The sequence below is a fragment of the Corynebacterium sp. LaCa_282 genome (assembly GCF_057198125.1).
On sequence record NZ_CP191095.1, the window covers coordinates 1,052,344 to 1,078,761 of the forward strand.

General features: G+C 58.9%; 21 protein-coding genes. 15 read left to right on the top strand and 6 right to left on the bottom strand.

Annotated features, from left to right (window positions below; translation table 11 throughout):
* Positions 1-7 precede the first annotated feature (7 nt).
* The 9 genes from ruvB to ACP8KU_RS04980 all read left to right on the top strand — a co-directional run bounded on the left by ruvB (position 8) and on the right by ACP8KU_RS04980 (position 12,632).
* Positions 8-1,087, top strand: a complete 1,080-nt coding sequence (gene ruvB / locus ACP8KU_RS04940; protein ID WP_484484086.1) for a Holliday junction branch migration DNA helicase RuvB — start codon at positions 8-10, stop codon at positions 1,085-1,087.
* Between the two features lie 89 nt (positions 1,088-1,176).
* Positions 1,177-1,527, top strand: a complete 351-nt coding sequence (gene yajC, locus ACP8KU_RS04945) for a preprotein translocase subunit YajC (protein WP_005278996.1) — start codon at positions 1,177-1,179, stop codon at positions 1,525-1,527.
* A 278-nt stretch (positions 1,528-1,805) separates the two neighbouring features.
* The gene (gene secD / locus ACP8KU_RS04950) at positions 1,806-3,689 is read left to right on the top strand and encodes a protein translocase subunit SecD (protein ID WP_484484087.1); all 1,884 of its coding nucleotides are present in this window, start codon (positions 1,806-1,808) and stop codon (positions 3,687-3,689) included.
* 2 nt (positions 3,690-3,691) lie between these two features.
* Positions 3,692-4,864: a protein translocase subunit SecF gene (secF, locus tag ACP8KU_RS04955; RefSeq protein ID WP_484484088.1), complete on the top strand. Its 1,173-nt coding sequence runs from the start codon at positions 3,692-3,694 to the stop codon at positions 4,862-4,864.
* A gap of 64 nt (positions 4,865-4,928) precedes the next feature.
* The gene (locus ACP8KU_RS04960; protein WP_484484089.1) at positions 4,929-6,680 is read left to right on the top strand and encodes an ABC transporter substrate-binding protein; all 1,752 of its coding nucleotides are present in this window, start codon (positions 4,929-4,931) and stop codon (positions 6,678-6,680) included.
* Between the two features lie 51 nt (positions 6,681-6,731).
* On the top strand, positions 6,732-7,277 hold the full coding sequence (locus ACP8KU_RS04965) for an adenine phosphoribosyltransferase (protein WP_023017406.1): 546 nt from the start codon (positions 6,732-6,734) through the stop codon (positions 7,275-7,277).
* Between the two features lie 85 nt (positions 7,278-7,362).
* A complete protein-coding gene (locus ACP8KU_RS04970) occupies positions 7,363-9,657 on the top strand; it encodes a RelA/SpoT family protein (RefSeq protein ID WP_034658193.1) in 2,295 nt (764 codons plus the stop codon).
* Between the two features lie 193 nt (positions 9,658-9,850).
* Positions 9,851-11,950: a bifunctional metallophosphatase/5'-nucleotidase gene (locus tag ACP8KU_RS04975; protein ID WP_484484090.1), complete on the top strand. Its 2,100-nt coding sequence runs from the start codon at positions 9,851-9,853 to the stop codon at positions 11,948-11,950.
* 109 nt (positions 11,951-12,059) lie between these two features.
* Complete coding sequence (locus ACP8KU_RS04980) at positions 12,060-12,632, top strand: DUF421 domain-containing protein (protein WP_414017566.1); 573 nt, start codon at positions 12,060-12,062, stop codon at positions 12,630-12,632.
* A gap of 111 nt (positions 12,633-12,743) precedes the next feature.
* On the opposite strand, the gene ACP8KU_RS04985 is transcribed toward ACP8KU_RS04980, so the two are convergent.
* Positions 12,744-13,088 (bottom strand): hypothetical protein, encoded by a 345-nt coding sequence (locus ACP8KU_RS04985; RefSeq protein WP_484484091.1) that lies wholly within the window; start codon positions 13,086-13,088, stop codon positions 12,744-12,746.
* 359 nt (positions 13,089-13,447) lie between these two features.
* A complete protein-coding gene (locus ACP8KU_RS04990) occupies positions 13,448-14,329 on the bottom strand; it encodes a peptidylprolyl isomerase (protein WP_484484092.1) in 882 nt (293 codons plus the stop codon).
* Between the two features lie 156 nt (positions 14,330-14,485).
* On the opposite strand from ACP8KU_RS04990, the gene tpx reads away from it, so the two are divergent.
* From tpx to hisS, 3 genes are all read left to right on the top strand, one after another.
* A complete protein-coding gene (tpx, locus tag ACP8KU_RS04995) occupies positions 14,486-14,983 on the top strand; it encodes a thiol peroxidase (RefSeq protein ID WP_237800550.1) in 498 nt (165 codons plus the stop codon).
* Between the two features lie 166 nt (positions 14,984-15,149).
* Entirely contained in the window at positions 15,150-15,785 is a 636-nt protein-coding gene (locus ACP8KU_RS05000) for an MBL fold metallo-hydrolase (protein WP_484484093.1), read from the top strand.
* Positions 15,786-15,790: 5 nt separating this feature from the next.
* Complete coding sequence (gene hisS / locus ACP8KU_RS05005; RefSeq protein ID WP_484484094.1) at positions 15,791-17,074, top strand: histidine--tRNA ligase; 1,284 nt, start codon at positions 15,791-15,793, stop codon at positions 17,072-17,074.
* A 66-nt stretch (positions 17,075-17,140) separates the two neighbouring features.
* Here hisS and ACP8KU_RS05010 read toward each other — a convergent pair whose 3' ends face one another.
* The 4 genes from ACP8KU_RS05010 to ypfJ all read right to left on the bottom strand — a co-directional run bounded on the left by ACP8KU_RS05010 (position 17,141) and on the right by ypfJ (position 21,489).
* Positions 17,141-18,550 carry an L-serine ammonia-lyase gene (locus ACP8KU_RS05010; RefSeq protein WP_126319147.1) on the bottom strand — a complete coding sequence of 470 codons (1,410 nt, stop codon included), beginning with the start codon at positions 18,548-18,550 and terminating at the stop codon, positions 17,141-17,143.
* Positions 18,551-18,718: 168 nt separating this feature from the next.
* A complete protein-coding gene (locus ACP8KU_RS05015; protein WP_484484095.1) occupies positions 18,719-19,387 on the bottom strand; it encodes an FMN reductase in 669 nt (222 codons plus the stop codon).
* 3 nt (positions 19,388-19,390) lie between these two features.
* Positions 19,391-20,503, bottom strand: coding sequence for an LLM class flavin-dependent oxidoreductase (locus ACP8KU_RS05020; protein WP_237791859.1), 1,113 nt, complete (start codon positions 20,501-20,503; stop codon positions 19,391-19,393).
* 104 nt (positions 20,504-20,607) lie between these two features.
* Entirely contained in the window at positions 20,608-21,489 is an 882-nt protein-coding gene (gene ypfJ / locus ACP8KU_RS05025) for a KPN_02809 family neutral zinc metallopeptidase (RefSeq protein WP_484484096.1), read from the bottom strand.
* 240 nt (positions 21,490-21,729) lie between these two features.
* Between ypfJ and aspS the strand changes: the two genes are divergently transcribed.
* The 3 genes from aspS (at position 21,730) to ACP8KU_RS05040 (ending at position 26,313) form a co-directional block, all read left to right on the top strand.
* Entirely contained in the window at positions 21,730-23,556 is a 1,827-nt protein-coding gene (gene aspS, locus ACP8KU_RS05030) for an aspartate--tRNA ligase (RefSeq protein ID WP_023030669.1), read from the top strand.
* A gap of 125 nt (positions 23,557-23,681) precedes the next feature.
* Complete coding sequence (locus tag ACP8KU_RS05035) at positions 23,682-24,896, top strand: phosphotransferase family protein (protein ID WP_237800554.1); 1,215 nt, start codon at positions 23,682-23,684, stop codon at positions 24,894-24,896.
* A gap of 31 nt (positions 24,897-24,927) precedes the next feature.
* A complete protein-coding gene (locus ACP8KU_RS05040) occupies positions 24,928-26,313 on the top strand; it encodes a replication-associated recombination protein A (RefSeq protein WP_484484097.1) in 1,386 nt (461 codons plus the stop codon).
* Positions 26,314-26,418: the final 105 nt, after the last annotated feature.

Consider the following 26,418-nt stretch of genomic DNA (forward strand, 5'->3'; position numbering starts at 1 on the left):
CTACAGCATGTCCGATATTGAGCGCACCGAGTTCAACCTCCCAGAGGGGATGAGTAAGGCGCACGAATCCCAGCACAATAGTGATGTGGAAGCCACCGCTCACGCCGAAGAACACGATATCGAGCGCTCCCTGCGCCCCAAGTCTCTGACGGAATTCATTGGGCAACCCAAGGTAAGGGAGCAGCTCTCCCTCGTGCTTACCGGCGCGAAGAACCGCGGGGTCACCCCGGATCACGTCCTGTTATCGGGGCCGCCCGGTCTGGGTAAGACCACGATGGCGATGATCATTTCGCAGGAACTCGGCACCTCGTTGCGCATGACCTCTGGGCCGGCGCTGGAGAGGGCGGGCGACCTGGCGGCGATGCTCTCGAACCTCATGGAAGGCGACGTGCTTTTTATCGATGAGATCCACCGCATTGCTCGGCCCGCCGAAGAGATGCTTTATATGGCCATGGAGGATTTCCGCATCGATGTCATCGTGGGCAAGGGGCCGGGTGCTACCTCGATTCCCTTGGAGATCCCGCCGTTTACGTTGGTCGGTGCGACAACGCGAGCGGGGATGCTCACCGGTCCGCTGCGGGATCGCTTCGGTTTTACCGCCCAGATGGAGTACTACAGCACCGAGGATCTCAACCGCGTGATCAAGCGTGCGGCGCATATCTTGGACGTTGCCATCGATGACGATGCCGCCGTGGAAATCGGCTCCCGCTCGCGCGGCACCCCGCGCATTGCCAACCGCCTGCTGCGCCGCGTGCGCGATTATGCAGAGGTCAACGGCACCGGACGCATCGATCTGTCCGCAGCACAAGGGGCGCTGGAGGTATTCGACGTCGATGAAATGGGTCTGGACCGACTAGACCGCGCCGTCCTCAATGCCCTGATTAACGGCCACGGCGGCGGGCCGGTGGGTGTGAATACCTTGGCCATCGCCGTGGGCGAGGAACCCTCCACCGTGGAGGAGGTATGTGAGCCGTACTTGGTTCGCGCCGGCATGATTTCGCGCACTGGGCGGGGCAGGGTCGCCACCGCCGCCGCCTGGCAACACCTCGGCCTGACGCCTCCCGATGGCGCGATTGGGCTGTTTTAGGCAAGCGTGGGCACCGCGCTAGCGCGGCCGCAGAGGTGGAACCGACTCATGGTTTTTGTGAACGAAACGGTCTGGCATACTGGAAAGTTATGGAAATCATCTTTCTCATCATCATTGTCATTTTGTTCATCATTCCTTCTTTTATGGCGATGCGTAAGCAACGCCAGCGCCAGAACGATATGCAATCGCTGCAAAACTCCCTGCAGAATGGGGATCGCATCGTCACCGCCGGCGGTGTCCACGGCGTGGTGCGCGGAACCACGGATACCAGCGTGGACCTCGAGGTTTCCCCGGGCGTTACCCTCACCTTTGACAAGATGGCGGTGGTGCGCACCGAAAGCGAGGCCCAGAAGCTTGACCGCGGTGGCGCAGACAACGCTGAAAACAATAATGATGATGGATTCAACGGCGGGGAAGGCGAGCAGCCCTCTAGCCGTTAAGTCCTTGTTACCGCCCGCGCCCTTTTCCGAGTAGGCCGCGGGCGTATTCTGTGCATAAGCTGGGGGTTCTCTGAACCTGCACTCGGCTTATGAGAAACGTAGAACCTGACACATTTTCGCTAAATCGCGGACCCCGTTAAGGAAAATGTTGTTCCATGACGTACGATTGTGCGTTGTTAACGTGCCCGCGCCGAATCGGGCGGGCCGTATTTATTGTTTAATCACCCTGGTTTGCAGTGCACAGGAGAATATCGTTGTCCGCATCATCTAGAGGCGCTATGAAAAATAGCAACCGCCAATGGCCCAAGCGCGCCCTCGCGCTCTTTGGGCTTATCGTGGTTGTTATCTATGCGCTGGTCTTTTTTACCGGAAATCGCCAAGCCGCCCCGAAGCTAGGCATTGACCTGCAGGGCGGCACTCGCGTTACCTTGGCACCACAAGGTGAAGACCCCACCCAGGATCAGCTACGGCAGGCGCGCAATATTTTGGAACAGCGCGTCAACGGTATGGGTGTTTCAGGTTCCGAGGTTGTCATTAACGGCAATACCCTCGTCATCACCGTGCCGGGCGAGGATGCGTCCCAAGCCCAGGCGGTGGGGCAGACCTCCCAGCTGTACTTCCGCCCAGTGGCACAACCCTCCGCGCCGGATCTGGACAAGCTCGACAAAGAGCTGGAGGATATGGCTAACCGGTGGGTCAAATACGGCGTCCTAGACAAGGACGAGGCGAATAAGAAGCTGGAAGACGTCACCAACGCCGTGGCCCAGCAAGAAGCGCAGGCGGAAGGCAAGGAGCCGAAGGACGTCAAGGCGCCGAAGGTCTCCGCCAAGCCCTTGGACGAGCCTTCAAACTCCATTGAGCAGACCGAGCGCCGCGACGAAGTCACTGAGATGTTGTTGAAGGACCGCCAATCGGACGATCCGACAACGCAGGCAGCGGCCTCGTCGCTTTTAACCTGCCAAGGCTCCGCCGACCCACTGGCTGGTGCGGACGATCCGTCCAAGCCTTTTGTGACCTGTGATTACGACAGCGGCACCCCCTATGTCTTGGAGCCAGCGCCGTTGCTCAACGGCGTTGAGGATGAAGACGGCACCCGCCTGACGGGTAATGAGATTGATACCAATTCCCCGATTAATGGCGGCCTGAACCCGCAGTCCGGCCAGATGGAGATTAGCTTCTCCTTCAAGACCGGCAATGGCCCGAACGGTTCCCAGACCTGGGCTGACCTCACGCGGGAGCATCTGAACGACCAGATTGCCATCACCCTTGACTCGGCCGTCATTTCGGCGCCGGTTATCCAGGGCGCTACCCCGTACGGCTCTGCTACCTCCATTAACGGTGACTTTAGCCAGGAAGAAGCCAATAACCTGGCCAATAACCTGCGTTATGGTGCACTGCCGCTGTCCTTTGCCGGCGAAAACGGCGAGCCCGGCGGCACGGTAGAGTCCATTCCGCCGACACTGGGTAAGGCAGCGCTCGAGGCCGGCCTGTGGGCAGGCTTGGCAGGTTTGATTTTGGTCATCCTGTACTCGCTGTACTACTTCCGCGCGCTCAGCGGTGTGTCCGTCATCTTCTTGCTTGGCTCCGGCCTGCTGACCTACGGCGCCATCGTCCTGCTGGGGCGTTGGATCGGGTACTCGCTCGACCTGTCCGGTGTCGCCGGTCTAGTCATCGGTGTCGGTGCGACCGCGGACTCGTTCGTGGTCTACTACGAACGCATCAAGGATGAGCTCCTAGAGGGTAGAACCTTCAGGTCAGCAACGCAGAAGGCGTGGGAGCGTTCGCGTAGCACCATCGTGACCGGTAACGCGGTGACGTTGATTGGTTCTGTCATTGTCTACTTCCTCGCCATCGGTGAGGTGAAGGGCTTCGCGTTCACCTTGGGCTTGACCACGATCTTCGACCTCGTCGTGTCCTTCTTGGTCATGGCGCCGTTGATGCAGATCATCGGCCGCCGCCCAGCGGCAGCCAAACCATCGATGAACGGTTTGGGCGGAATTTACGCGCTGATTGAAGAGCGGCGCGAGCGCGGCTACTACGGAGAATCCCGCGCGGCCGCCACTGCGCAGCAGGAGCGCGCCACTGAAAATTCGGCATCCGTTGGCGCCGATTCGTCTGAGAGCTCTGCGCGCTCAGCAGCTGCGGAAGATGAGGAGAAATAATCATGGCCGTATCTACTAAACACAAGATTTCGCGTTTGGATCGTCTCTATGAAGACGAGCGTGGCTATGACTTCATTGGCCACACCAAACGGTGGTACGCGATTACCGCCGCGCTCCTCGTCGGCGCCATCGCCGCCATTTTGATTCGCGGGTTCACGCTCTCCCTCGATTTTGAGGGAGGTACCACCTTGTCCATGCCCGCTGGGGACTTGAAAGAGGACGAGGTAGCTACCGTCTTTGAGGACTCCACCGGCGTTGAACCCGAGCAGGTGCGCATCGTCGGCGCCGGCGATTCTGAGACGCTCGAAATCACCTCTGAGCGATTGAGCCAAGAAGAGGTAGACAGCGCCCGCTCCGCAATCTACGAGGAATTCCAGCCGAAGGATGAAAACGGGGAGGCCACCCCGGACGCCATTGGTTCCTCCACCGTGTCCGAGTCCTGGGGTTCTTCCATTACCCAGCGCATGATTCTGGCCATGGTCGTATTCCTTGTTGCAGCGACCATCTATGTGGCGGTGCGCTTGCAAAAGATCATGGCGTTTGCGGCCATCTCGGCGCTTATTATCGATGGCATCGTCATCGCCGGCATCTACGCCCTCTTTGGGTTTGAAGTTTCTCCCGCCGTCATCATCGGTTTGCTCACCGTCTTGACCTTCTCTATCTATGACTCCGTCATCGTCTTTGACAAGGTCAATGAGAATACTGCGGGTTTGGAAGGCCAACGATCAAAGACCTATGGGGAGCTTGCCAATCTGGCGATTAACCAGACGGTCATGCGCTCTATTTCTACGTCCATCATTTCCGCGCTGCCTATTATCGCCCTGTTCGTCATCGCTGTATGGCTCATGGGCATCGGTACGCTGCGCGATCTGGCGCTGATCCAGCTCATCGGCGTTATCGAGGGCATTTTCTCTTCGATCTTCTTGGCCACCCCGTTGGTGGTGACGTTTGCTAATTGGACCAAGCGCGTCAAGCAGCACACCCAGCGCGTCATGGATTACCGCGCGGGCAAGACTGAGGATGGTGAACCGGCGCAAGAGGGTTCTGCGAAGCGCAAGGTGGTAACGCCTTCTGATGCGGGCGCCAAGACGCACAAGGAAGTAGCAGAAGAGCAATCTGATCACGGCAGCAGCGCCTCCGGTCATACCGGTGCTACCTGGCGCCCAGGCCGCTAAGTGCTCTGAAACACGTCATAATCAGACGGGGTAAGGCTCGGTCTTTGAAGGAGAAAAGGGGGTTGTGCGTACCGTGGAACGCAGACTAGGCACCACACGGTGGTGGGGTAGCCGTCCCAAAATTACGGCTATTGCGGCGGGGTTTTCCGCCCTCGCGCTGGTAGCGGCCTCGTGCAGCAGCGAGGAATCCGATAGCGGTGACCAGGCAGCGCCCAGCGATCCGGAGTCCTATAACTACACCGGTTATATGGTCAACTCCCAGCTGGCAACGACGAATGCCGGTACCGCCTTCGGCAGCACCACCTCCGCGGCGCAGCTTTCGACGCGCCTTTATCCCGGCCTTTTCGTGCCAGGTCCCTCCGGACAGCTCATTCCCAACGCGGATTTGGTCGAGACCGAAAAGCTTCCGCCCGCAGCAGATAGCGACCAGGAAAGCGTGCGTTTGACGCTTGCCGATGACGCCACATTCTCCGACGGCGCCCCCGTCACCTGCGATGATTACCTGCTTGCCTATACGGCCGGTACGCACCCGGTGGAGTTTGCCTCGCATATGCCGTTGATGAATGACATCGCGGACATCGAGTGCGCACCGCACAGCAAAGCCTTTACTCTGACCTTCTATAAAGACCAGGGCCACCGCTGGCGCCAGATGTTTGGCCCTGGCACGGTCATGCCTGCGCACGCGCTTGCACAGAAGACGGACATGAGCATGGAGGATCTCAACGCGGCCCTGCATGCAGAAGACATGGCGGCGCTGCAGCCAGTGGCTGAGTTGTGGCGTTATGGGTTTTCCACTGCCAAGGATGATTTTGATCCCGAGCTGCAAGTGTCTTACGGCCCCTTCACGGCAGAAAAGGTCGGCGATTCTGGCGAGGTTTTCTTAAAGGCCAATGAGCAGTATCGCGGCGATAAGCCTGCCTTGGACAGGCTCGTCGTGTGGCCGAGTAGCGCCGACGCGCAGGAGCTTGCGGATAAGGGCGTACTCAAGGTGGCAGACTCCGCCACCGCGGCGCCCGACTGGCTGTCCGGGAACGCGGGTGAGGACGCAGAATCCGCGGAAGGCAAAGATCCAGACCACGACTCCGCTGGGGAGGACTCCGCGGGCGCAGGCAATAACGAGTTTGAGACGACCACCAAGGTGGGCCTGCAAACCGATACGCTGACGCTGTCACAGGCCGGGATCTTCGCAGAGCCTTCTGCAAGGAAGGCATTTGCTGCCTGCGTGGACCAAGCCTCGATGGCACACAAGAGCTCCGAAATATCTGGCGTCGACGTCCCGCCGGCGTATGTCCGCACCGTGTCCGTACAGGATCCGGTGGCCCAAACGCTTGGATCGGTGGCGAAGGACCACGAAGGAACGGACATGGCTGCGGCCGGCCAGTTGAACGGCACCACCATCAAGGTGGGCTACGTTGGCCCGGATAAGCGCTACCAGGCGATGGTCGAGGCGCTGCGCGCCTCGTGCGAACCGGCGGGCATTACCATTGAGGACGCTGCGGACGAACAGCTATCGCAGTTTTATCTCAACCCCAATCCGGAAACAGGTGAGCCCACCATTGATGCCTTCTTGGGCCCGGTCGACCCGCTGACCGAGTACTCTGCGGCAGATTCCAGCATCAAAAACTCCGTGCAGCTCAAGGAACAGGAAGAGCAGCTGTGGGACAGCGTTCCCTCCATTCCTGTTGCTGCGCAGCCGCGCGTGTTCATCGTTCACCGCGACGTGGAGGGTGTCCTGCCGTACACTGGCATCTCGGGCATCGGCTGGAACATGGACCGTTGGCACGTGTCGGCACAAGAACCTGTGGAAAAGGCTTAGCCCCTTTTTCCTCTCAAATTATTTCTCGCTATTTATTTCTCAAGGAAGATGATGAGTTCCCAGTACGAATCAGCAGCACAAGCTTTGCACGACAAGGTGCGCCTCGTTCAGGATTTTCCAGAGGAAGGAATCCTCTTTGAAGATCTCACCCCGGTATTGGCCGATCCTGAGGCATTTCAGGCCGTCGTTGATGGCCTAGCGGCCGCCTGCGAGGAGTTGGGCGCGGATCTTATCGGCGGCCTGGATGCCCGCGGATTCCTGCTGGGCTCAGCCGTGGCATACAAGTTGGGCTTGGGCATTTTGGCCATTCGTAAAAAGGGCAAGCTTCCGCCGCCGGTTTATACCGAAGAATACGAGCTGGAGTACGGCTCGGCCGCGTTGGAGATCCCCGCCAGCGGCGTTGATGTGAAGGGCAAGCGCGTGGTGCTTGTCGATGACGTCCTGGCCACCGGTGGCACCCTCCACGGCGCCAAGCTGCTGCTTGAGTCCGCCGGCGCCGAGGTTGCGGGCAACGTCGTGGTGCTAGAGGTAAAGGGCCTGAACGGCCGGGAGCGCTTATCGGGCCCGCCGCTCATTGTGCTGGATGACGCTGACTAAGATGGTGCGTCTAAGCTAGATCACACGATCTGGAAAGGCGCCGCAGCTAGCACTATAGGCTGTGGCATTGTGAAGGGCGGTAGAGATGGCCACTGATAAGTCAGCAAAACGCCAGGCTAATAACGGGATGCGGAGCATGTCTGCCCGCCTTGCCCGGTCACTGACCGGCGGGCGGGTCAAGATTAACCCGGTGCTCGATCCCCTCATGTCCATTCACCGGAAATTCCACCCCAAAGCGGATGCGGAATTACTCAACGCTGCCTATAACACCGCAGAAAGGCTGCATGAGGGAGTATTCCGTAAGTCGGGCGAGCCGTATATTACCCACCCGCTAGCCGTGGCTACGATCGCCGCGGAAATCGGCATGGATACCACCACCATCGTTGCAGCGCTCCTGCACGATACGGTGGAGGATACCGATTACACGCTGGAGGATCTGACCCGCGACTTCGGGCCCGAAGTGGCCCGGCTTGTTGATGGCGTGACCAAGCTGGACAAGGTGGCCCTGGGGGCTGCGGCGGAAGCCGAGACCATCCGGAAGATGATCGTCGCCATGGCCAACGATCCGCGCGTGCTTGTCATCAAGGTCAGCGACCGTCTGCACAATATGCGCACCATGCGCTTTTTGCCGCCGGAAAAGCAAGCAAAGAAGGCGCGCCAAACACTAGAGGTCATCGCCCCCTTGGCCCACCGGTTGGGCATGGCCAGCGTGAAATGGGAGTTAGAGGATCTGTCTTTTGCCATCCTCTATCCCAAAAAGTACGACGAAATCGTGCGCATGGTGGCAGAGCGCGCGCCCTCGCGCGATCGCGCCTTGAAGGAAATCATCAACCAAGTAGGTGCCGCCTTAAAGGAAAACGGCATCGAGGCTGAGGTGATGGGCCGGCCGAAGCACTACTGGTCCATCTATCAAAAGATGGTCGTGCGCGGCCGCGAGTTCGCGGAGATCTTTGACCTTGTGGGCATCCGCGTACTGGTGGATGACATCAATAGCTGTTACGCCGCCATTGGCGTCGTGCACTCCATTTACCAGGCCTTGCCTGGGCGTTTTAAGGATTATATTTCCTCCCCGCGCTTCGGCGTCTACCAGTCTCTGCACACCACGGTGCTAGCAGACGGCGGAGCAACACTGGAGGTACAGGTCCGCACGCACGAGATGCACTACAACGCCGAATTCGGCGTCGCCGCGCACTGGCGCTATAAGGAAACGAAGGGCAAGAATTCTGGGCACCAAGAAGAGGTGGACCAGATGGCTTGGATGCGTCAGCTGCTGGATTGGCAGAAGGAAGCGGCAGACCCCAATGAGTTCCTCGATTCATTGCGCTATGACCTGACGGCGCGCCAGATCTTCGCCTTTACCCCAAAGGGCGATGTGGTGGATTTGCCGGCGGGTTCCACCCCGGTGGATTTTGCCTACGCCGTGCATACGGAGGTTGGCCACCGCTGCATTGGCGCCAAGGTTAACGGCAAATTGGTGGCGCTAGAATCGCCGCTGAAATCCGGCGACAAGGTAGAAATCTTTACTTCCAAGGATCCCAACGCCGGCCCATCGCGCGATTGGCAGGAATTCTTGGTCTCGCCGCGGGCCAAGGCGAAGGTGCGCCAGTGGTTTGCCAAGGAAAGGCGCGAGGAGCACCTCGAAGCCGGGCGCGATGCCTTGGCCTCTGAGGTGCAGCGCGGCGGCTTGCCGATGCACCGCCTGTTTACCGCCAGCTCCATGAAGCAGGTCGCAGAACAGCTGCACTATTCCGATGTCGATGCCCTGTACACGGCCATCGGCGCAGGCCACGTCTCCGCACAGCACGTGGCCAACCAATTGGTGGCCATGTTCGGCGACCGCGATGATGCCGTAGATGCCCTTGCTTCCCGCACCCCACTCTCGGAGCTCGAGCAGTCCCGCGCGCAGCATACTAAGGACTCCGCCTCCGGCACCGGCATCTTGGTGGAGGGAAGCCCCGATGTCATGGCTAAGCTTGCGAAGTGCTGCCAGCCGGTGCCTGGGGACGCCATTTTTGGCTTTGTCACCCGTGGCGGGGGAGTATCCGTACACCGCGCGGACTGCGCCAACGCGGAAAAGCTCAAATCTGAGCCGGAGCGCATGCTGAAGGTGGAGTGGTCCTCTGGCACCTCTTCTACCGGCGCCTTTTCCGCCACGCTGCAGCTTGAGGCGTTGGACCGCCAGGGCCTGCTGTCTGAGCTAACGCGGGTATTAAGCGATCAGAACATCAATGTGTTGACGATGAATTCGAACCGCGGCGAGGACCAAATTGCCACGATGCGGTTTACCTTCTCTGTATCGGATACCAAACAGCTGGGTTCCTTGATGACGACGTTGCGCAATACCGAAGGCGTCTTTGACGTCTACCGCGTGACCGCCTGACCCCCTTCCCGCGCGGCTACCTCCCTGTGCGGTTGCTTGATAGAGCAACGCGCGGACTACGCGCACGTGACGATTGCGTGAACTCTTGGCGGAGGAAAGGTAAAAGCCCAGTTCACGGTGGTTGTGCTTCCTGCGAGTTGGTTAAGAAAGCGGTATACATTATCTGAATGCTTTCTACGACACAGGAGTAATTATGCACTTCCGCCGCATCGGCCAGTTGGTGGCCGCTACCACCGTTACCGCCGTCGCGCTTTCTGGCACACACGCCCTAGCGCAGGAGGATACGACCACCATCTCGGTTACTAATATCACTGACCTGCACGGTCACTTGGAAGATGGGTTGAGCGATCCCGCTAAGGCTGGCGATGAGATTGGCGTGGCCCGCCTGCAATCGCTTATCAAGCAGGTCAACGAGGGCCAAGAGTTCAACCTCACCTCTTCGGGCGATAACGTGGGCGGTTCTGCATTCGTCTCGGCCATCTCGGATGACAAGTACACCCTGGAGGCGCTCAATGCCATGGGTATGAAGGTTACCGCAGTGGGCAACCACGAATTCGACAAGGGCACCGAGGACCTAACGGACCGTATCGAGCCAGCTTCTGACTATCCCATCCTCGGCGCCAATGTATTAAAAGACGGCAAGCCGCTCTTGGATGCCTCTCATGTGGAAGAAATCGATGGCGTGAAGGTCGGTTATGTCGGCACCGTTACCCAAAACACCAAGTTCAAGGTATCTGCGGCGAAGATTCCGGGCGTTACCTTCACCGATCCTGTTGAGGCAACGAATAAGGAGGCCACCCGCTTGAAGGAAAGCGGCGAGGCGGATGTCGTGGTCTCGCTCTTCCACGAAGACGCGGAGGAATACGCACAGGGCTTTAATAAGGACGTCGATATTCTCTTTGGTGGCGATACCCACCAGACCACCCAGGGAACGCAAGAGCGCGACGGCGCGCTGCCACTGCAGTGGGCGCAAGGCTACGAGTATGGCAAGCTGCTTAACGATGCCGATATTACCTACGACAAGGCCGCGGGCAAGGTAAAGAAGATTGAGCTCAAGCAGTACGATGCGACTGATGCCGCGCAGGTAGAGCCGGATGCTGAGATTGCGGGCATCGTTAAGAAGGCACAGGATGAGGCCGAGGTAGAAGGCTCGAAGACCGCTGGCACAATCGAAACCGACTTATTCCGCGGCTCCGATGAGGGGCAAAAGCCAGGCTCTAATCGCGGCGTCGAGTCCACTCTGAATAACTTCATTGCTGACGGGCAACGTTATGCCATGAGCAAGCAGGTGGGCGAGGACATTGACCTCGGCGTCATGAACGCCGGCGGCGTGCGCGCCGATTTGCAGGGTGGCGACGTAACCTACAAGGACATTTTTGAGGTTCAGCCGTTTGGTAACTCCGTTATTACCGCGAAGGTCTCCGGCAAGGACTTCATCACCGCTTTAGAAAACCAGTGGCAAGAGGGCAGCAGCCGACCGCGTCTAGCCATGGGCCTGTCCAATAACGTGCAGGTGGTCTATGACTACAAGGCAGCCCAGGGTGAGCGCGTCAAGTCCGTCACCATCAACGGCGAGCCCCTTGACCCGAACAAAGACTATTCCATCGCGCTTTCTTCCTTCCTCGCGTCCAGCGACAGCGAAAAAGGCGGCGATGGCTATTTTGAGGCAGGCTCCATCAAGGACAAGAACGATGTGGGATACATGGACGCCCAAGCCATGATCGATTACATCGCGTCCGGCGAGTCCGAAGTCCGCAAGGGACAGGGCCAAATTGGCGCCCACATCGATGGTGAAATTGTCCCTGGCAAAGAAATCACCGTCGATCTGTCCAGCTTGAACTACACCAGCGAGGGCGAGCCCATGGCCAAGACCGTCACGGTGAAGCTAGGAGATGAGGAAGCAACCGCCGATATCGATAATTCCAAGCAGGAAGGCGATGACCAATTTGGCGAGCGTGGCCGTGCGCAGGTAAAACTGACCGTTCCAGACGGCCTGACCGGCTCCCAGAACCTGAAAATCACCACCGACGCCGGCACTCAAGCCATCCTGCCCGTGGAAGTGGGCGAAGCTGGCGGAGACGAGTCTGGTTCCCACGAGGACGGTTCCCAAGGAAATGGTTCCGATGGGGAGGATTCTCCTAAGCTTCCGCAAGGCTCCTCCTTTGGTGGCGCAGCCCTTACCATCGTTGCGGCGCTAGCGGCAGGTATCGCCTTTATTGGTCTGAACCCTCAGGTGCTCCCAGCACCACTGCGGGTCATCTTTGATGACCTGCGCAAGACCTTTCACATCTAAATAGGAATCCAAATCCTGCGGATACACTAAAAGCGCTTTTCCTCGCTTACAGGGGGAAAAGCGCTTATTTTTCTGTGCTGTGTCTTTTAGCCTAGTAATCTCAAAAGCCGTGGATATCTTTGAACGGTTTTTACGCGAGGCTACTTTTCAACTAGGAATCGAGCTGCATCGAGTCCCAGTGGTCATGTTGTCTACCTTAGGCATCTACCTTGCCTTCATGGTCTTGGTAAAGCTCTTTGGTTCCCGCGTATTGACCTCCATGACGGCCTCTGACGCGATCATCATCATTATGTTCGGCGCCGTCGCAGGCCGCGTGATCATCGGCGTTCCGCCCACATTGGCGGCGGGTGTTATTGGCCTGACAACGCTCATGGCCCTGGAAGCCGCGTTCGGTACCATCCGCAAAGTGGTGAAGTGGACGCGATTTTTGGATCGGCGTCCGGTTCTCATCGTCTTTCAGGGCGAGATGATTGACGATAATCTCACCGTTTCCCACATCACTCGCTCGGACGTATATTCCGCAGTGCGCAAGTCTGGCCTCGGCCGCATGGAAGACGTCCAGGTCATGGTCTTAGAGCCCACCGGCCACATCTCCGTAATTAAGAATGGCCAAGAAATCGACCCCGAGATCTTCAATGACCTCGTTGGCTCTGGCTACATTAAGCGGGCAAAGGAATCTTAAAGGGGGCTGAGCAAGGGGACTCAGAACCGGTGCGAAGGCCCATCAATATGCGAAACCGCTGTACCCAGATTTAGGGCACAGCGGTTAAAAGCGCTTAAGAAGCGTGAAAGCTTAGAAAGGAAGCTTGAAGTTCTTCATGAAGTCGTCGATGTTGAGGTACTTGTTAGCGAAAGCGAAGAGAGTACCCAATGCGCCGACTGCAGCGGTGAAGACGCCGATCCATGCCTGGACTTCTTCAGCCTTCTCCTGAGAGGTCTTTTCAGTCTGAGGCTTCTCCTTAGCACCATCATCAGCGTTGTTAGAACCCTTGTCGTTTGCGTACGGCTTTGCTGGTGCATCCGTCTTGGAGGACAGGGTGGTGGGCTCCTCAGCGGCGGTGGCCACTGCGGTGCCAGCGAAGGTGACGGACAGGGCGGTTGCGCCGGCGACGAGAGCCTTGCGGGAGATAAGCTTCATATCTTGCTTCCTAACGAGCTTGTGGTGTTCAAAGACTCCTTAGATATTAGACAGCCGTATTACGGTCTGCAACAGATCGTGCAAACTTTTATTAAAAAAGATTGTCAAAACGTATCGGGCTGTGTGGTAGTTGACGCTTAATGTTGATGGTGTGAATGGCTAGGGGAGATATTAGATCCTTAAGCGCAGGTAGAGGGTTATATTGAGCGGAGAAATGGGCCTGAAAAATCCCCAACGTTGAGCACTGAAATGATCCGTGCACGACGCTGGGGAGTTCCCACTAACCCCTAAATGGGGTTAGTAAGTGAAGGAGGCGGGAGGCAGTAGGGGGGGGCATCGGCAAGCGCCGATGCCACAGACTAAGCCTTTACCGTAGCCTTTTTAATCTTTACCTCTTCAGCAGGCTTGCCGTCTTCTTGGCCTGGGTGACCGCCCTGCTCGCCGGTGTCTACGCCGGCCTCAGCAATCTTGTCTAGGGTCTTCAGGCCTTCTTCGGAGATGGTGCCGAAGTAGGTGTAGTTAGGGGCAAGCTCCGAGTCATCGTAGTTAAGGAAGAACTGGGAACCGTTGGTATCCGGGCCGCTATTGGCCATAGCGACGGAACCGCGTGGGTAGACAACGGGGTTCTGTGCGTCCTTGGCATCGGTTTCATCGGCGGGGTATTCATCGGCAAACTTGAAGCCTGGGCCGCCGGAACCGGAACCGGTGGGGTCGCCGCACTGGAGCACGTTCAACACGCCAGAGGTCATGCGGTGGCAGACGGTGTCATCGTAGAAGCCGGATTCAGCCAGTTCCGAGATGGCGTGGGTGGTGCACGGCGCAGCGGCGCGGTCCAGGTCCATCTCAATCGGTCCCTGGGTGGTATCGAAGGAGACGGTGACGGTGCCCTCGGTGGAAATATCCTTGCCGTCGGGCTTCTTCGCGCCGTGGCCATCCTGGCCATTGTCCTCGTAGTTGCACTGGACGGTGGCTGGCAGGGCTTCCGCGCGCTTGCCGCTCAAAGGCTCTGCCTTGGGGGCTTCCTGCGTGGTCTGTGCCTCAGAGGTATCTTCTGCCTGGATGTCGCCCTCAGAGCCATCGCGGGTGGACAGGAAGTAGATTCCTCCGGCGATGCCAAGGATGACGACGAGCGAGGCTGCGGCGACACCAAAAGGACGAGTCTTTTGCTTGCGGTCACGGGACTTTAGCTCACGATCGAGCTTGTGCAGCGCGTCTTCTCCGCGCTTTTTATTATCTGGCACCGTGGGACAACCTTTCTAGCGATTATCGGTGACGTGTCTCAACTTGGACGATTTTAGCGGCTTTGCGGACACGGGGCTGACTTGGCTCGGGGATTGGGTTGAGCAATAAACGGTGAGCTATAGCGGCGAAGCAAAAGTATCAGTACGCTCGGGGCCATGGCTGAAGTTAAATTTTCTGACGAACCTACCCAAACCGCTGGTGAACTTCCCGCAGTAGGGGAGTCCATCCCAGAGTTCACCCTTGTTGGCACCGACCTTTCTGAGGTCACGACTAAGGATTTCGAGGGCAAGCGCCTCGTTATCTCGATTTTCCCTTCCATCGATACCGGCGTGTGCCAGCAGCAGCTGCGCACCTTTAATGAAAAGGCTGCGGGCTTGGACAACACCGTTGTCTTGTCTGTCTCCCGCGACCTGCCCTTCGCGCTGGATCGTTTCTGCGCCGCAGAGGGCATTGAGAACGTGGAAACCGCATCCGATTTCCGCTCCGATTTTGGCGAGAAGTTCGGCGTGACCTTGCAAGGCTCCCCACTTAAGGGCCTACTGGCACGCTCCGTTGTGGTCACCGACGCTGACCACAAGGTCATCTACAACGAATTGGTGCCAGAGGTAACCACCGAGCCGGACTACGAGAAGGCTCTTGCCGCCCTGCAATAAAGCTTGAAGCTGGCAGGTTAAATAAAACCAGCACCCAGCCTTTCCCCATAACCCACCGTGGGTGTGGGCGCCAAGGCTGGGTGCTTTTTGCATGGTTATGTGGCTTGAATCCAGAGACCACTGCGTTCAAGGGCGCGATGGGGGCGAGCCTCGTTAGACTTAAATCATGGATATTCAAGGATTTACCGCGGGACCATTTCGCACGAATACCTATATCGTGGCGGAGGGAAAGCGCGCCTTCATCGTGGATCCGGGCATGGATTCCATGTCGAAGGTTCTATCGCACGACTATGACTATGAAGCCATCGTGCTCACGCACGGCCACATCGACCACACCCGCGAGGCCGGGGACTTGGCACAGGAGCTTGGTATTCCCGTTTATATTCATCCCGCAGATAAGTTCATGTTGGATTCTGGGGAGGGTGTTTCCGCCCAGGCGCAGGAGCTATTCCAGGCTTCGCGCATGGTGCCCATTTCCGATCTCCGCGAACTCCACGGTGGGGAGGAACTGGAGCTAATCGGGCATACATTTACCCTCCAGCACGCCCCTGGGCATTCGCCGGGGTGCGTTCTGATCATTTCGGATACTTTTGCCCTTACCGGTGATGTCCTTTTTGCCGGGGGAATGGGGCGGGTCGATCTGCCGGATTCTAATCCGCAGGCCATGCTGGATTCATTGGCGGGCCCGGTGTGGGATTTGGACGATGAGCTGGACATTCTTCCCGGCCACGGCCCAAGCTCAACCATGCGTCAGGAGAGGGCGACCAACCCATTCCTGCGAAAATCCCATGGGGTAGTCTAGTGACCATGAGTGAAGAGAAGCGGTTCCAGGCACTGTCCGCACCGAAGGGTGTGCCAGATTATTACCCACCAGAGTCTGCGACTTTTTATAAGGTCCGCCAGACCATGGTGGAACAGGCGCATCTTTCCGGCTTTCAGCACATTGAATTGCCCATTTTTGAAGATACCGCGCTCTTTGCCCGCGGCGTGGGCGAATCTACCGACGTGGTCTCCAAAGAGATGTACACCTTCGCAGATCGCGGTGAGCGCTCCGTGACCCTGCGCCCGGAGGGAACTGCGGGTGTGATGCGCTCGGTCATTCAACACAATTTGGATCGCGGCCAGCTGCCGGTAAAGCTAAACTACAGCGGCCCGTTCTTCCGCTATGAGCGCCCGCAGGCAGGGCGCTACCGCCAGCTTCAGCAGGTCGGTGTGGAAGCCATCGGCGTCGGCGATCCAGCATTGGATGCTGAGGTCATCGCCTTGGCGGATCGCTCCTATAGGACCCTGGGGCTTTCCGGGTTCCGCCTGGAATTGACCAGCTTGGGCGACCGCAATTGCCGGCCCGCCTACCGCGAAAAGCTGCAGGAATTCTTGTTTAAGCTGGACTTGGATGAGGAGACCCGCCGCCGCGCGGAGATCAATCCTTTGCGCGTCTTGGATGATAAGCGCCCGGAAATGCAGGAGCAGCTTGCCGATGCCCCCTTGATGCTCGACTACCTCAACGCCGAGTGCCGCGAGCACTTTGAGACCGTGACGGGCATGCTGGATGATATGGGCGTTGCCTACGAAATTAACCCGCGCATGGTGCGCGGCTTGGACTACTACACCAAGACCTGCTTCGAATTCGTCCACGATGGCCTGGGTGCGCAATCCGGCATTGGCGGCGGTGGCCGCTACGACGGCCTGATGGCGCAGCTGGGCGGACAGGATCTTTCGGGCATCGGCTATGGCTTAGGCGTTGACCGCGCCATCCTCGCCCTAGAGGCGGAGGGAATCACCCTAGAAGGCAGTGATTCTCGCGTGGATGTCTACGGCATTGCCTTAGGTACTGCGGCCAAGCGCCGCATGACCGGGATCATCAATGACCTGCGGAAGGCGGGAATCGCAGCGGACATGTCCTTTGGTGATCGCGGCCTTAAGGGCGCGATGAAGGGTGCCGACCGCGCGGGCGCGCGCTTTGCTTTGGTCTTGGGAGATCAAGAACTAGAAACGGGCACCGTTGCCGTGAAGGACTTGGCCGCCCACGAGCAGCGCGACGTAGAGCTATCGCAGCTGGTTGCCATTCTGGCACGGGATCTAGAAGGCTAGGCACAGGCTCAAAGAAGGGGGCACCGAAGTAATCTCGGTGCCCCTTTTTTGTGTGCTTTTAACTGGCTAGCACTCCACCTGGGAAACGCTAAAGCCCATCGTCTTGGCCAAGCCGCCGAGGGAGGTCTCCTTGTACTTGGAATGCATATCGCGGCCGGTATCCGCCATGGTTTGCACGGCGTTATCCAGGGTGACGTGGTGGGTGCCTTCACCCATCATCGCCATGCGGGCGGCGTTAATGGATTTCACCGCGCCAATGGCATTGCGCTCAATACACGGGATTTGCACGAGGCCGCCGACCGGATCGCAGGTGAGGCCGAGGTTGTGCTCAAGGGCGATTTCGGCCGCATTTTCCACCTGGGCTGGGGTAGCACCGAGGAGTGCCGCCATTCCCGCAGCGGACATGGACGAGGCGGAGCCGACCTCGCCCTGGCAGCCCACCTCGGCGCCGGAAATGGAGGCATTCTGTTTGATGATCATGCCGATGGCGCCGGCGGTGAGCAGGTAGCGGCGTGCTGATTCGCGGCAGAAGCCACCGTGGAAATCGCGTGCATAGTGCAAGACCGCGGGGATGATTCCGCAGGCGCCGTTGGTGGGCGCGGTGATAACGCGGCCGCCCGCGGCGTTTTGCTCGTTGACCGCTAAGGCGAAGAGGTTGACCCATTCCATAGCGGAAAAGCCAGAGTGTGGGTCATTTTTCTGCTCGAGCAGCTGCGCATACATCTTGGGGGCGCGCCGCGGCACGCGGAGGCCACCGGGCAGCAGGCCCTTGGTGGAAATGCCATCGGTCACGCATTCGCGCATGATGTCCCATACAAGATCCAAGTGGCGTAGGACATAATCCGCGCCGCCGTCCTCTTTGTGAAGCACTTCCTCATTGGCAAGGACGATTTCCCAAATATCTTTGTCGTTGGCCTCGCACAGATTGAGTAGTTCTTCGCCGGTGGTGAATTCATAGGGCACGGTATCTTCTACGGTTGCTGCGGCAACGCCGGCGGGTACTTCGTGGCTATCGGCCATCTCTGCGTCGAGCTCTTTGCGGGAGAGGATGAAGCCACCGCCGACAGAGAAGTACTGTTCGTCTTCAGCCAGGATATTGCCCTCTGCGTCCCAGGCCTTAAAGATCATGCCATTGGGGTGCTGGGGTAGTGGCTCGTTATCAAAGGTGATTTCGTAGTCGACGGTGCCAGACGGGCCAGAGATGGTGCCTTCGCTGGGGATTGTGCCGCCGGCTTGCGGCTCGGCATCGATGGGAACGGTCAGCGGCTCCCAGCCGGCGAGTCCTAGGATGACGGCGCGGTCGGAGGCGTGGCCGCGCCCAGTGGCGGACAGCGAACCGCGCAGCTCAGCGGACACGCGGGCCGGATGGGTATCAAGGGAATCGAGGAATTGCTTCGCGGCGCGCATCGGCCCAACCGTGTGAGAGGAGGATGGACCAATGCCGATGGCGAAAATGTCAGTAACGCTAATAGTCATGGTGAAAGCCTTAAGAAACCTTTCTTCGTAGCAAGAGAGTTATCGGTCCAAGAGCGTGAAAAAGAGATTTTCTCAGGCGCGGGGATTCGGGTCGAACATTCTAAAATTCAAGCGTAGAGAAATATGTGACATGTATCAATTTTAGAATATGCGATAGGTATTGCGGCGCTAGTGCTTTCCGTCGTATTGGGACAAAATTTCCTCGAAAGGCAGAAATTCCTCGTCCACTCCGATTCCGGTAGGGCGGGAATGGGGGCTGGGTTTGGGGGCATCGGCAAGCCCGGCGACCCGATCCGTGGGGCGGATCATCTGATCAGCAAGTTGCGTTGCGGCGCGCTCGATACGGCTGCGAATGCGCGCGCCCTCGGCGGTGCCCAGATCCTCGGTTGCCTGGAATATGCCGGTCGGAACGACGTGGGCGTGCAGGTAATTCAACAGGGGGCGCAGCGCATAGTCCAAGATGAGCGCGTGGCGCGGGGAACCGCCCGTAGCGGCAACGATGGTAGGCAGTTCCTCCAAGGCGTGGGCATCCAGGACGTCAAAAAACATCTTGAACAGCCCGGAGTAGCTTCCTTGGAATGCGGGCGTGACGGCAATAAAGCCATCGGCCGTAGACAGCAGCTCTTTTGCTTCATCCAATTGGGGCGTCGGGGCCGCCCAATTAGTCATGGCCGTGGCCAATTCAGAAGCAAGGGTGCGCACCTCAATGATGTGGGTGTTTACGCCCTCTCCGCGCGCGGAAATCTTCGCCTCGGTGGCTTCTGCAATAGTCTCAGCTAACCGCCGGGTAGATGATGGCTCCGATAGCCCGGCCGTGAGGACAACCAAAGATCGCATTGTTTAGTCCTCCTTTCCAGGGCTTACGCGAAAGTGCGGGGAATCTGGGTGCTGCTTGAGCGTGGCATGCGTTGGCGGATCCGAGGGTACATGCTCTGGTCGACGCTGCTCAAAGCGTCGACGAAGCTCCGGTACTACTTGTGTGCCAAGAATTTCTATCTGCTTGAGCACCACTTCTTGTGGCAGCCCGGCGTGATCGATGAGGAAGAGCTGGCGTTGGTAATCGCCCACGTAGTCCGCAAATTTCAGGGTGCGCTCAATAACCTGCTCTGCGGTACCCACGGTCAGCGGGGTGTAGTCAGTAAATTCCTCCAGGCTAGGCCCGTGCCCGTACACGGGTGCGTTATCGAAGTACGGGCGGAAGAACCTCTTGGCCTCCTCTTCAGTATCGCCGATGAATACCTGGCCGCCGAGCCCCACGATGGCTTGGTCTGCTTGGCCGTGGCCATAGGAGGCAAAGCGACGCCGGTACATGTTGACCATTTTGGCCGTGTGTTCTTGATTCCAGAAGATATTATTGTGAAAGAACCCGTCGCCGTAATAGGCCGCTTGTTCTGCAATCTGGGTAGAACGAATGGAGCCGTGCCATACAAACGGCGGGATGCCATCGAGGGGCGCCGGGGTAGAGGTAAACGCCTGCAACGGGGTGCGGAATTTGCCCTCCCAGTTGACGCTGTTTTCCCGCCACAGGCGGCGCAGCAAGTGGTAATTTTCCACGGCCAACGGGATGCCTTGGCGGATATCTTTGCCAAACCACGGGTAGACGGGGCCGGTATTGCCGCGCCCCATCATCAGATCCACCCGGCCGCCGGAAAGGTGTTGCAAAAAGGCGTAATCTTCGGCGATCTTTACCGGGTCATTGGTGGTAATCAGCGTCGTGGAGGTAGAAAGCTGCAAGCGCTCGGTCTGCGCTGCGATATAGGCTAGGTGGGTCGTCGGGGAGGACGGAACGAAGGGCGGGTTGTGGTGCTCGCCTGTGGCGAAGACATCGAGGCCCACTTCTTCTGCCTTGAGCGCGATTTCCGTAATATTGCGGATTCGCTCCGCCTCTGATGGGGTTTCGCCCGTCGTTGGATCGGTGGTCACATCTCCGACCGTGAAAATGCCAAATTGCATGGTGTCCCTTTCTGCCCTTGCTGCGTACCTGTAATCATTGTACGTGACATGTCAACAATACGGGCAGGGAGATTATTTCCAGCGGGGTAAAGAGGGGCCGGGAGTTAGCTGTAGACCCCGCGCCCCAAGGTGTCGCACTCAGCCATCCGGCCGGAATTATAACCAGCAAGGAAAGCTCGCTGGCGTTGCACGGAAGAACCGTGCGTCCACGCATCGGGTTGGACCTGCCCAGTGGAACGGCGCTGAATATTATCGTCACCCACAGCCTGCGCCGCGGTGACTGCGTCAGCCACCTGCTGTTGGGAAATCGGCTCCAGCAGAGCATCCTCGCCCTTATCCGCGTGGGAAGCCCAAATACCGGCGTAGCAATCTGCCTGGAGCTCGATCTTTACCGCATTGGAATCCGCGCCGGGGTCGTTATAGTCAGATAGCTGCAGCGTGCCCTCGAGCTGCTGAATGTGGTGACCAAACTCGTGGGCAACGATGTACATCTGCGCGAACGGGGCATTGTGCGCGCCGTAGTTGCTCAGCGAATTGAAAAACGTGGTGTCAAAATACGCCGACTGGTCGGCGGGGCAATAAAACGGCCCCGTGGCTGAAGAGGCGGTGCCGCAACCGGAATTAGTAGAGCTATTAAAAATCACCCGGCCAGGGTTGGTGTATTCGATGCCGGCTTGCTCGGGTAGCTCGGCGGTCCAGACATTATCCACGCTCATGGCGGTAAACATGACCCGGCAGTCATCGTATTTATTGCCGTCTTCTGCCGTTTGGCAGTGATCGAAGGCGGAATCATCGGCACCGGTGTGGGTGCCGGATTGGGACTGTTCATTGCCCAACAGGGCACCAATATCGGAGGGGTTTCCTCCTAATAAGAAGTAGAGCCCGACGAGCACGACGGAGCCGATGCCGCCGCCTATAGCGAGGCCGCCGCCACCGCCGGAGGTTGCGCGCTGGCCATCGAAATCGGCACCAGATTTAAAGGTCATGTCTAGATAGTGCCACACCTTGTCGGCCGCGGCAGTGCGCAGCAGCCCATTTATTTCCGGCAGGGTTAGCGGTGCCGGGGCCGCGTGCCTGCGCGGTGGCTTAAGTGGGCTTAATAGGGGCGAAAGTGGCGGTGGGATGTAGAATTGGCCAAGTTCCTAGTCTTGTGCTTGGTTGGGCGCGCGCTGTTTACGCGTGGCTGGACCCGCAAGTAACACCATTTCAGAAGGGATTGAATTATAGTGCTGCGTACCCATTTGGCCGGTGAGCTCCGCAAAGAACTGGCAGAAGAGACCGTAACCCTAACCGGTTGGGTCTCTCGTCGCCGTGACCACGGCGGCGTCATCTTCATCGACTTGCGCGATCGTTCCGGCATCGCCCAGGTGGTCTTCCGCGAATCCGATGTGGCAGAGCGTGCCCACGACCTGCGTTCGGAATACTGCGTCAAGGTAACCGGCGTGGTGGAGCCGCGCCCAGAAGGCTCCGAAAACCCGAACCTGCCTTCCGGCGACATCGAGGTCAACGTCACCGACCTGGAGGTGCTCAACAAATCCGCAGCGCTGCCCTTCCAGGTAGATGATCCTTCCGCCTCTGGCGAGGTAGGCGAGGAGACCCGCCTGAAGTACCGCTACTTGGATCTGCGCCGCGAGCGCCAAGCAAAGGCCCTGCGCCTGCGCTCCGCTGCCAACCGCGCGGCCCGTAACGTGCTGGATAAGCACGATTTCGCCGAAATTGAAACCCCTACCTTGACCCGCTCCACCCCAGAGGGCGCGCGCGACTTTTTGGTCCCTGCCCGCCTGAAGCCGGGTTCTTGGTACGCGCTGCCGCAGTCGCCGCAGCTATTCAAGCAGCTGCTGATGGTGGCCGGCATGGAGCGCTACTACCAGATCGCGCGCTGCTACCGCGATGAGGACTTCCGCGCCGACCGCCAGCCGGAATTTACCCAGTTGGACGTGGAGATGTCCTTCGTGGATCAAGACGATGTCATTGCGCTTGGTGAAGAGATTGTCAAGGAGCTGTGGAAGCTCATCGGCTACGACATTCAGACCCCAATCCCGCGCATGACCTATGCCGATGCCATGAAGTACTACGGCTCCGATAAGCCGGACCTGCGCTTTGACATCAAGATTGTCGAGTGCACGGAGTTCTTCAAGGACACCACCTTCCGGGTCTTCCAGAACGAATACGTCGGTGCCGTAGTCATGGACGGCGGTGCTTCGCAGCCGCGCCGCCAGTTCGATGCATGGCAGGACTGGGCCAAGCAGCGCGGCGCCAAGGGCCTTGCCTACATCACCGTCGCAGAAGACGGCACCCTGGGCGGGCCTGTGGCCAAGAACATCACCGACGCGGAGCGCGAGGGCATCGCCGAGCACGTTGGCGCAAAGCCCGGTGACGCCATCTTCTTTGCCGCCGGCGATACTAAGTCTTCCCGCGCGCTGCTGGGTGCGGCCCGCGGCGAAATTGCCAAGAAGCTCGACCTCATCAAGGAAGGCGACTGGGCCTTTACCTGGGTCGTTGACGCCCCGCTCTTCGAGCCTTCTGCCGATGCCACCGCGTCCGGCGACGTGGCCTTGGGCCACTCCAAGTGGACCGCGGTGCACCACGCCTTTACCTCGCCGAAGCCGGAGTGGATCGATTCCTTCGACGAGAACCCGGGCGAGGCCACGGCCTATGCCTACGACATCGTTTGCAACGGCAACGAGATCGGCGGCGGTTCCATCCGTATTCACCAAGAAGATGTGCAAAAGCGCGTCTTTGAGGTCATGGGCATCGGCGATGAGGAAGCACAAGAGAAGTTCGGCTTCTTGCTCGACGCCTTCTCCTACGGCGCACCGCCACACGGCGGCATCGCGTTTGGCTGGGACCGCATCGTGTCCCTCTTGGGCGGCTTTGACTCCATCCGCGACGTGATTGCCTTCCCGAAGTCCGGTGGCGGCGTGGATCCGCTTACCGATGCCCCCGCGCCCATCCCCGCCGCACAGCGCAAGGAGACCGGCGTGGACTTCAAGCCGGAGAAGAAAAAGAACGGCGAAGAGGCTAAGGCCGCGAAATCAGAGCAGGAGAACTAGCTCTTAGGCTCGCTATCACGACACCATTTTTAGGGTAAGCGGGGCGCGCGCCCTCGCCGCAGCGGACACTTGTGCGGCGAGGGTGTAGCCCCCGCTTTGTGTTGGCGGGCATACTGGATAGAACTATGGTTGATACACAGACAGTGCTTTCGGCCGATGAGGTCATTGGTGCCGCATCGGAAATGTTGTCGCGCCGCTTTGGTGGCACGCCGGAAATGTCAGACATTGAGGATTTAGGCGGATCCGGCAATGCCTTAGTCCTGCGCGCGAAGGTTGCCCCTAGCGCCTTTTTGCCGCATCGCTCTGTGGTCATCAAATACAATCCGGTCACCGGCTACGGCGTGGATGACGCAGCGATGCTGCGCGAGGTCGTGGCCTATCAATTCACCACCGCCTTAGCAGAAGACGTGCGCCCAGGGCCGGTGCTGCTCGCGCACGATTTAGACCGGCGCATCATTGTCCTGACGGATTTGGGTGAAGCCGAGACCCTTGCGGATGTGCTCTTAGAATCCGGCGATGAGGATCGCATTCGGATCCTGCGTTCCTTGGGTACGGCATTGGGGCATATCCACGTGGGCACCGCAGATCACGAGCAGGATTTCGAGACCCTGCTCAACCGCACCTTGCGGCATAACCCGGAATACGCCGATCACCAATCCGTGCGCGATCAATCCTTGTATCGCTCCATCGGCATTGGGCTCAATCTGCTGGATGAGGCGGGGCTTGAAGCCCCCGAAAGTTTCCGCAGCTTGGCCAATCAAGCCGCCGAATCCCTCGCCTCTGGCAAGGATAGGGCCTTTACTCCCTTCGATCTTTCGCCGGATAACATCATCGTTTCCAAGCGCTTGCACTTCTTGGATTACGAATGGGCAGGCTTTAGGAACGTGGGCTTCGATGTCGCCTGCGTTATCGCGGGCTTTCCGCAATTCTTGTTTTCTAAGCCAATTACGGATAAGGAAGCAGATACATTCCTCGCCGCATGGTCGCGCGAAGTATCCGAGGTATGGCCGCGCTTTGCCGATGAAGAAGAGCTGCACGGACTTATCGTCGCCTCCCTCATCGGCTGGGCTCTGTCCAGCGTGACCACCATGCACGCTGGGGGAATTGAGGGATTGGTTGCTCTTGCTAGCGGGGAAGCGGAGGTTGTCCACGACCCGCAGCGCTCGATCCTGCGCCCACCAGAGAGCGGACCTTTTAATGAGGACGAACTATTGGTGCGCCAAGACCTCTATGAAACCTTTGACGCGCTCGCGCGCTACGCCGCCCAATGCGGGACCGCACCGTGTACGGCCATCGCGGAGTTTGGCAACTTGGTTGCCCGCCGCGTCCACGACGACTAATCACTACACCTTTTTGGGGAGCTAAAACCACATGAGCCAGGATTCTCTCTTCGGCGCCTCTCCCAATGCCGGCGGCAGCATGGGAGGCGATGGCTCGGCATCGTCTTTTCCCACGGCCAATCTCTTTGCCACGCACTCCGGTTCGCCCTTGGCCGCGCGCATGCGCCCGCAGACTTTGGAAGAGGTCGTGGGCCAGGACCACCTCCTTGGCCCCGGCAAGCCGCTGCGCCGCTTGGTCGAAGGATCCGGCGAGGCTTCGGTCATTTTGTATGGGCCGCCCGGTACTGGCAAGACGACGATTGCCTCGCTGATAGCCAGCCAGATGGGCCAAAACTTCGTTGGTCTCTCCGCCCTTGATTCAGGGGTGAAGCAGGTGCGCGAAGTCATTACCCACGCCCGCCAAGAGCTTATCCATGGCCGCCGAACGGTCCTTTTCATCGATGAGGTGCACCGCTTCTCCAAAACTCAGCAGGACGCCTTGCTGGCGGCGGTGGAAAACCGGACGGTTCTGCTCGTTGCAGCGACGACCGAAAACCCGTCATTCTCGGTCGTTTCGCCGTTGCTTTCCCGCTCGCTCCTGCTGCAGCTGCACTCGCTGAGCGAGGAGGATCTCAAAGGCGTAGCGCGCCGCGCGCTAGACAGCGACCGGGGGCTAGGGGAGCGCGACTTAACCATTACTGATGAGGCATTAAACCAGCTCGTCGTGCTTTCTGGTGGTGATGCCCGGCGCAGCCTGACCTACCTTGAAGCGGCCGCGGAAGCAGTTGACGATGGCGGCGAGATCACCGCAACCACGATTACCGATAACGTGAATCGCGCGGTGGTGCGCTATGACCGCGATGGCGACCAGCACTACGACGTGACTTCTGCGTTCATCAAGTCCATCCGCGGCTCCGATGTCGATGCCGCGCTGCACTACCTAGCGCGCATGGTGGAAGCCGGCGAAGATCCCCGGTTTATCGCCCGCCGCCTGATGGTTCACGCCTCAGAAGATATTGGCATGGCTGATCCCACCGCCTTGCAAGTCGCCGTCGCCGCCGCCGAGGCCGCGCAAATGATCGGCTTGCCGGAAGCGCGCATCCCACTGGCGCAGGCAACGATTCACTTGGCGACGGCGCCGAAATCGCCGTCCGTCATCGCTGCCATTACTAAGGCGCAGGCCGATGTCGCGGCCGGCAAGGTGGGCCACGTGCCGCCGCACCTGCGCGATGGGCACTATGAGGGCGCCAAGCGGCTGGGAAATGCGACAGGGTATTCCTATCCCCACGATGACCCGCGCGGGGTAGTGGAGCAGCAATACCTGCCCGATGAGCTCGAGGGCGCCGTATATTATGAGCCCACCGAACACGGCGCTGAGAAGCGAATCTTTGACTATATTGGCCGTTTGCGCAGGATACTTCGTGGCAAGCGCCGCTAAGTGTGAACCGGCATGGCCGGTTTTGGCCCCACCGATGGGCACAGCCTGCCCACCAGTAGGTAAAGTTGGGTGGGTTAGAAAGCTTCTTGATGGAAGATAAAAGCT

Excerpts from the sequence above, each read along its gene's own strand:
- ruvB (WP_484484086.1), top strand. The coding sequence starts at position 8 with ATGTCCGATATTGAGCGCACCGAGTTCAACCTCCCAGAGGGGATGAGT.
- yajC (WP_005278996.1), top strand. The coding sequence starts at position 1,177 with ATGGAAATCATCTTTCTCATCATCATTGTCATTTTGTTCATCATTCCT.
- secD (WP_484484087.1), top strand. The coding sequence starts at position 1,806 with ATGAAAAATAGCAACCGCCAATGGCCCAAGCGCGCCCTCGCGCTCTTT.
- secF (WP_484484088.1), top strand. The coding sequence starts at position 3,692 with ATGGCCGTATCTACTAAACACAAGATTTCGCGTTTGGATCGTCTCTAT.
- ACP8KU_RS04965 (WP_023017406.1), top strand. The coding sequence starts at position 6,732 with ATGAGTTCCCAGTACGAATCAGCAGCACAAGCTTTGCACGACAAGGTG.
- ACP8KU_RS04970 (WP_034658193.1), top strand. The coding sequence starts at position 7,363 with ATGGCCACTGATAAGTCAGCAAAACGCCAGGCTAATAACGGGATGCGG.
- ACP8KU_RS04975 (WP_484484090.1), top strand. The coding sequence starts at position 9,851 with ATGCACTTCCGCCGCATCGGCCAGTTGGTGGCCGCTACCACCGTTACC.
- ACP8KU_RS04985 (WP_484484091.1), bottom strand. The coding sequence starts at position 13,088 with ATGAAGCTTATCTCCCGCAAGGCTCTCGTCGCCGGCGCAACCGCCCTG.
- tpx (WP_237800550.1), top strand. The coding sequence starts at position 14,486 with ATGGCTGAAGTTAAATTTTCTGACGAACCTACCCAAACCGCTGGTGAA.
- ACP8KU_RS05000 (WP_484484093.1), top strand. The coding sequence starts at position 15,150 with ATGGATATTCAAGGATTTACCGCGGGACCATTTCGCACGAATACCTAT.
- hisS (WP_484484094.1), top strand. The coding sequence starts at position 15,791 with ATGAGTGAAGAGAAGCGGTTCCAGGCACTGTCCGCACCGAAGGGTGTG.
- ACP8KU_RS05010 (WP_126319147.1), bottom strand. The coding sequence starts at position 18,550 with ATGACTATTAGCGTTACTGACATTTTCGCCATCGGCATTGGTCCATCC.
- ACP8KU_RS05015 (WP_484484095.1), bottom strand. The coding sequence starts at position 19,387 with ATGCGATCTTTGGTTGTCCTCACGGCCGGGCTATCGGAGCCATCATCT.
- ACP8KU_RS05020 (WP_237791859.1), bottom strand. The coding sequence starts at position 20,503 with ATGCAATTTGGCATTTTCACGGTCGGAGATGTGACCACCGATCCAACG.
- ypfJ (WP_484484096.1), bottom strand. The coding sequence starts at position 21,489 with ATGACCTTTAAATCTGGTGCCGATTTCGATGGCCAGCGCGCAACCTCC.
- ACP8KU_RS05035 (WP_237800554.1), top strand. The coding sequence starts at position 23,682 with ATGGTTGATACACAGACAGTGCTTTCGGCCGATGAGGTCATTGGTGCC.
- ACP8KU_RS05040 (WP_484484097.1), top strand. The coding sequence starts at position 24,928 with ATGAGCCAGGATTCTCTCTTCGGCGCCTCTCCCAATGCCGGCGGCAGC.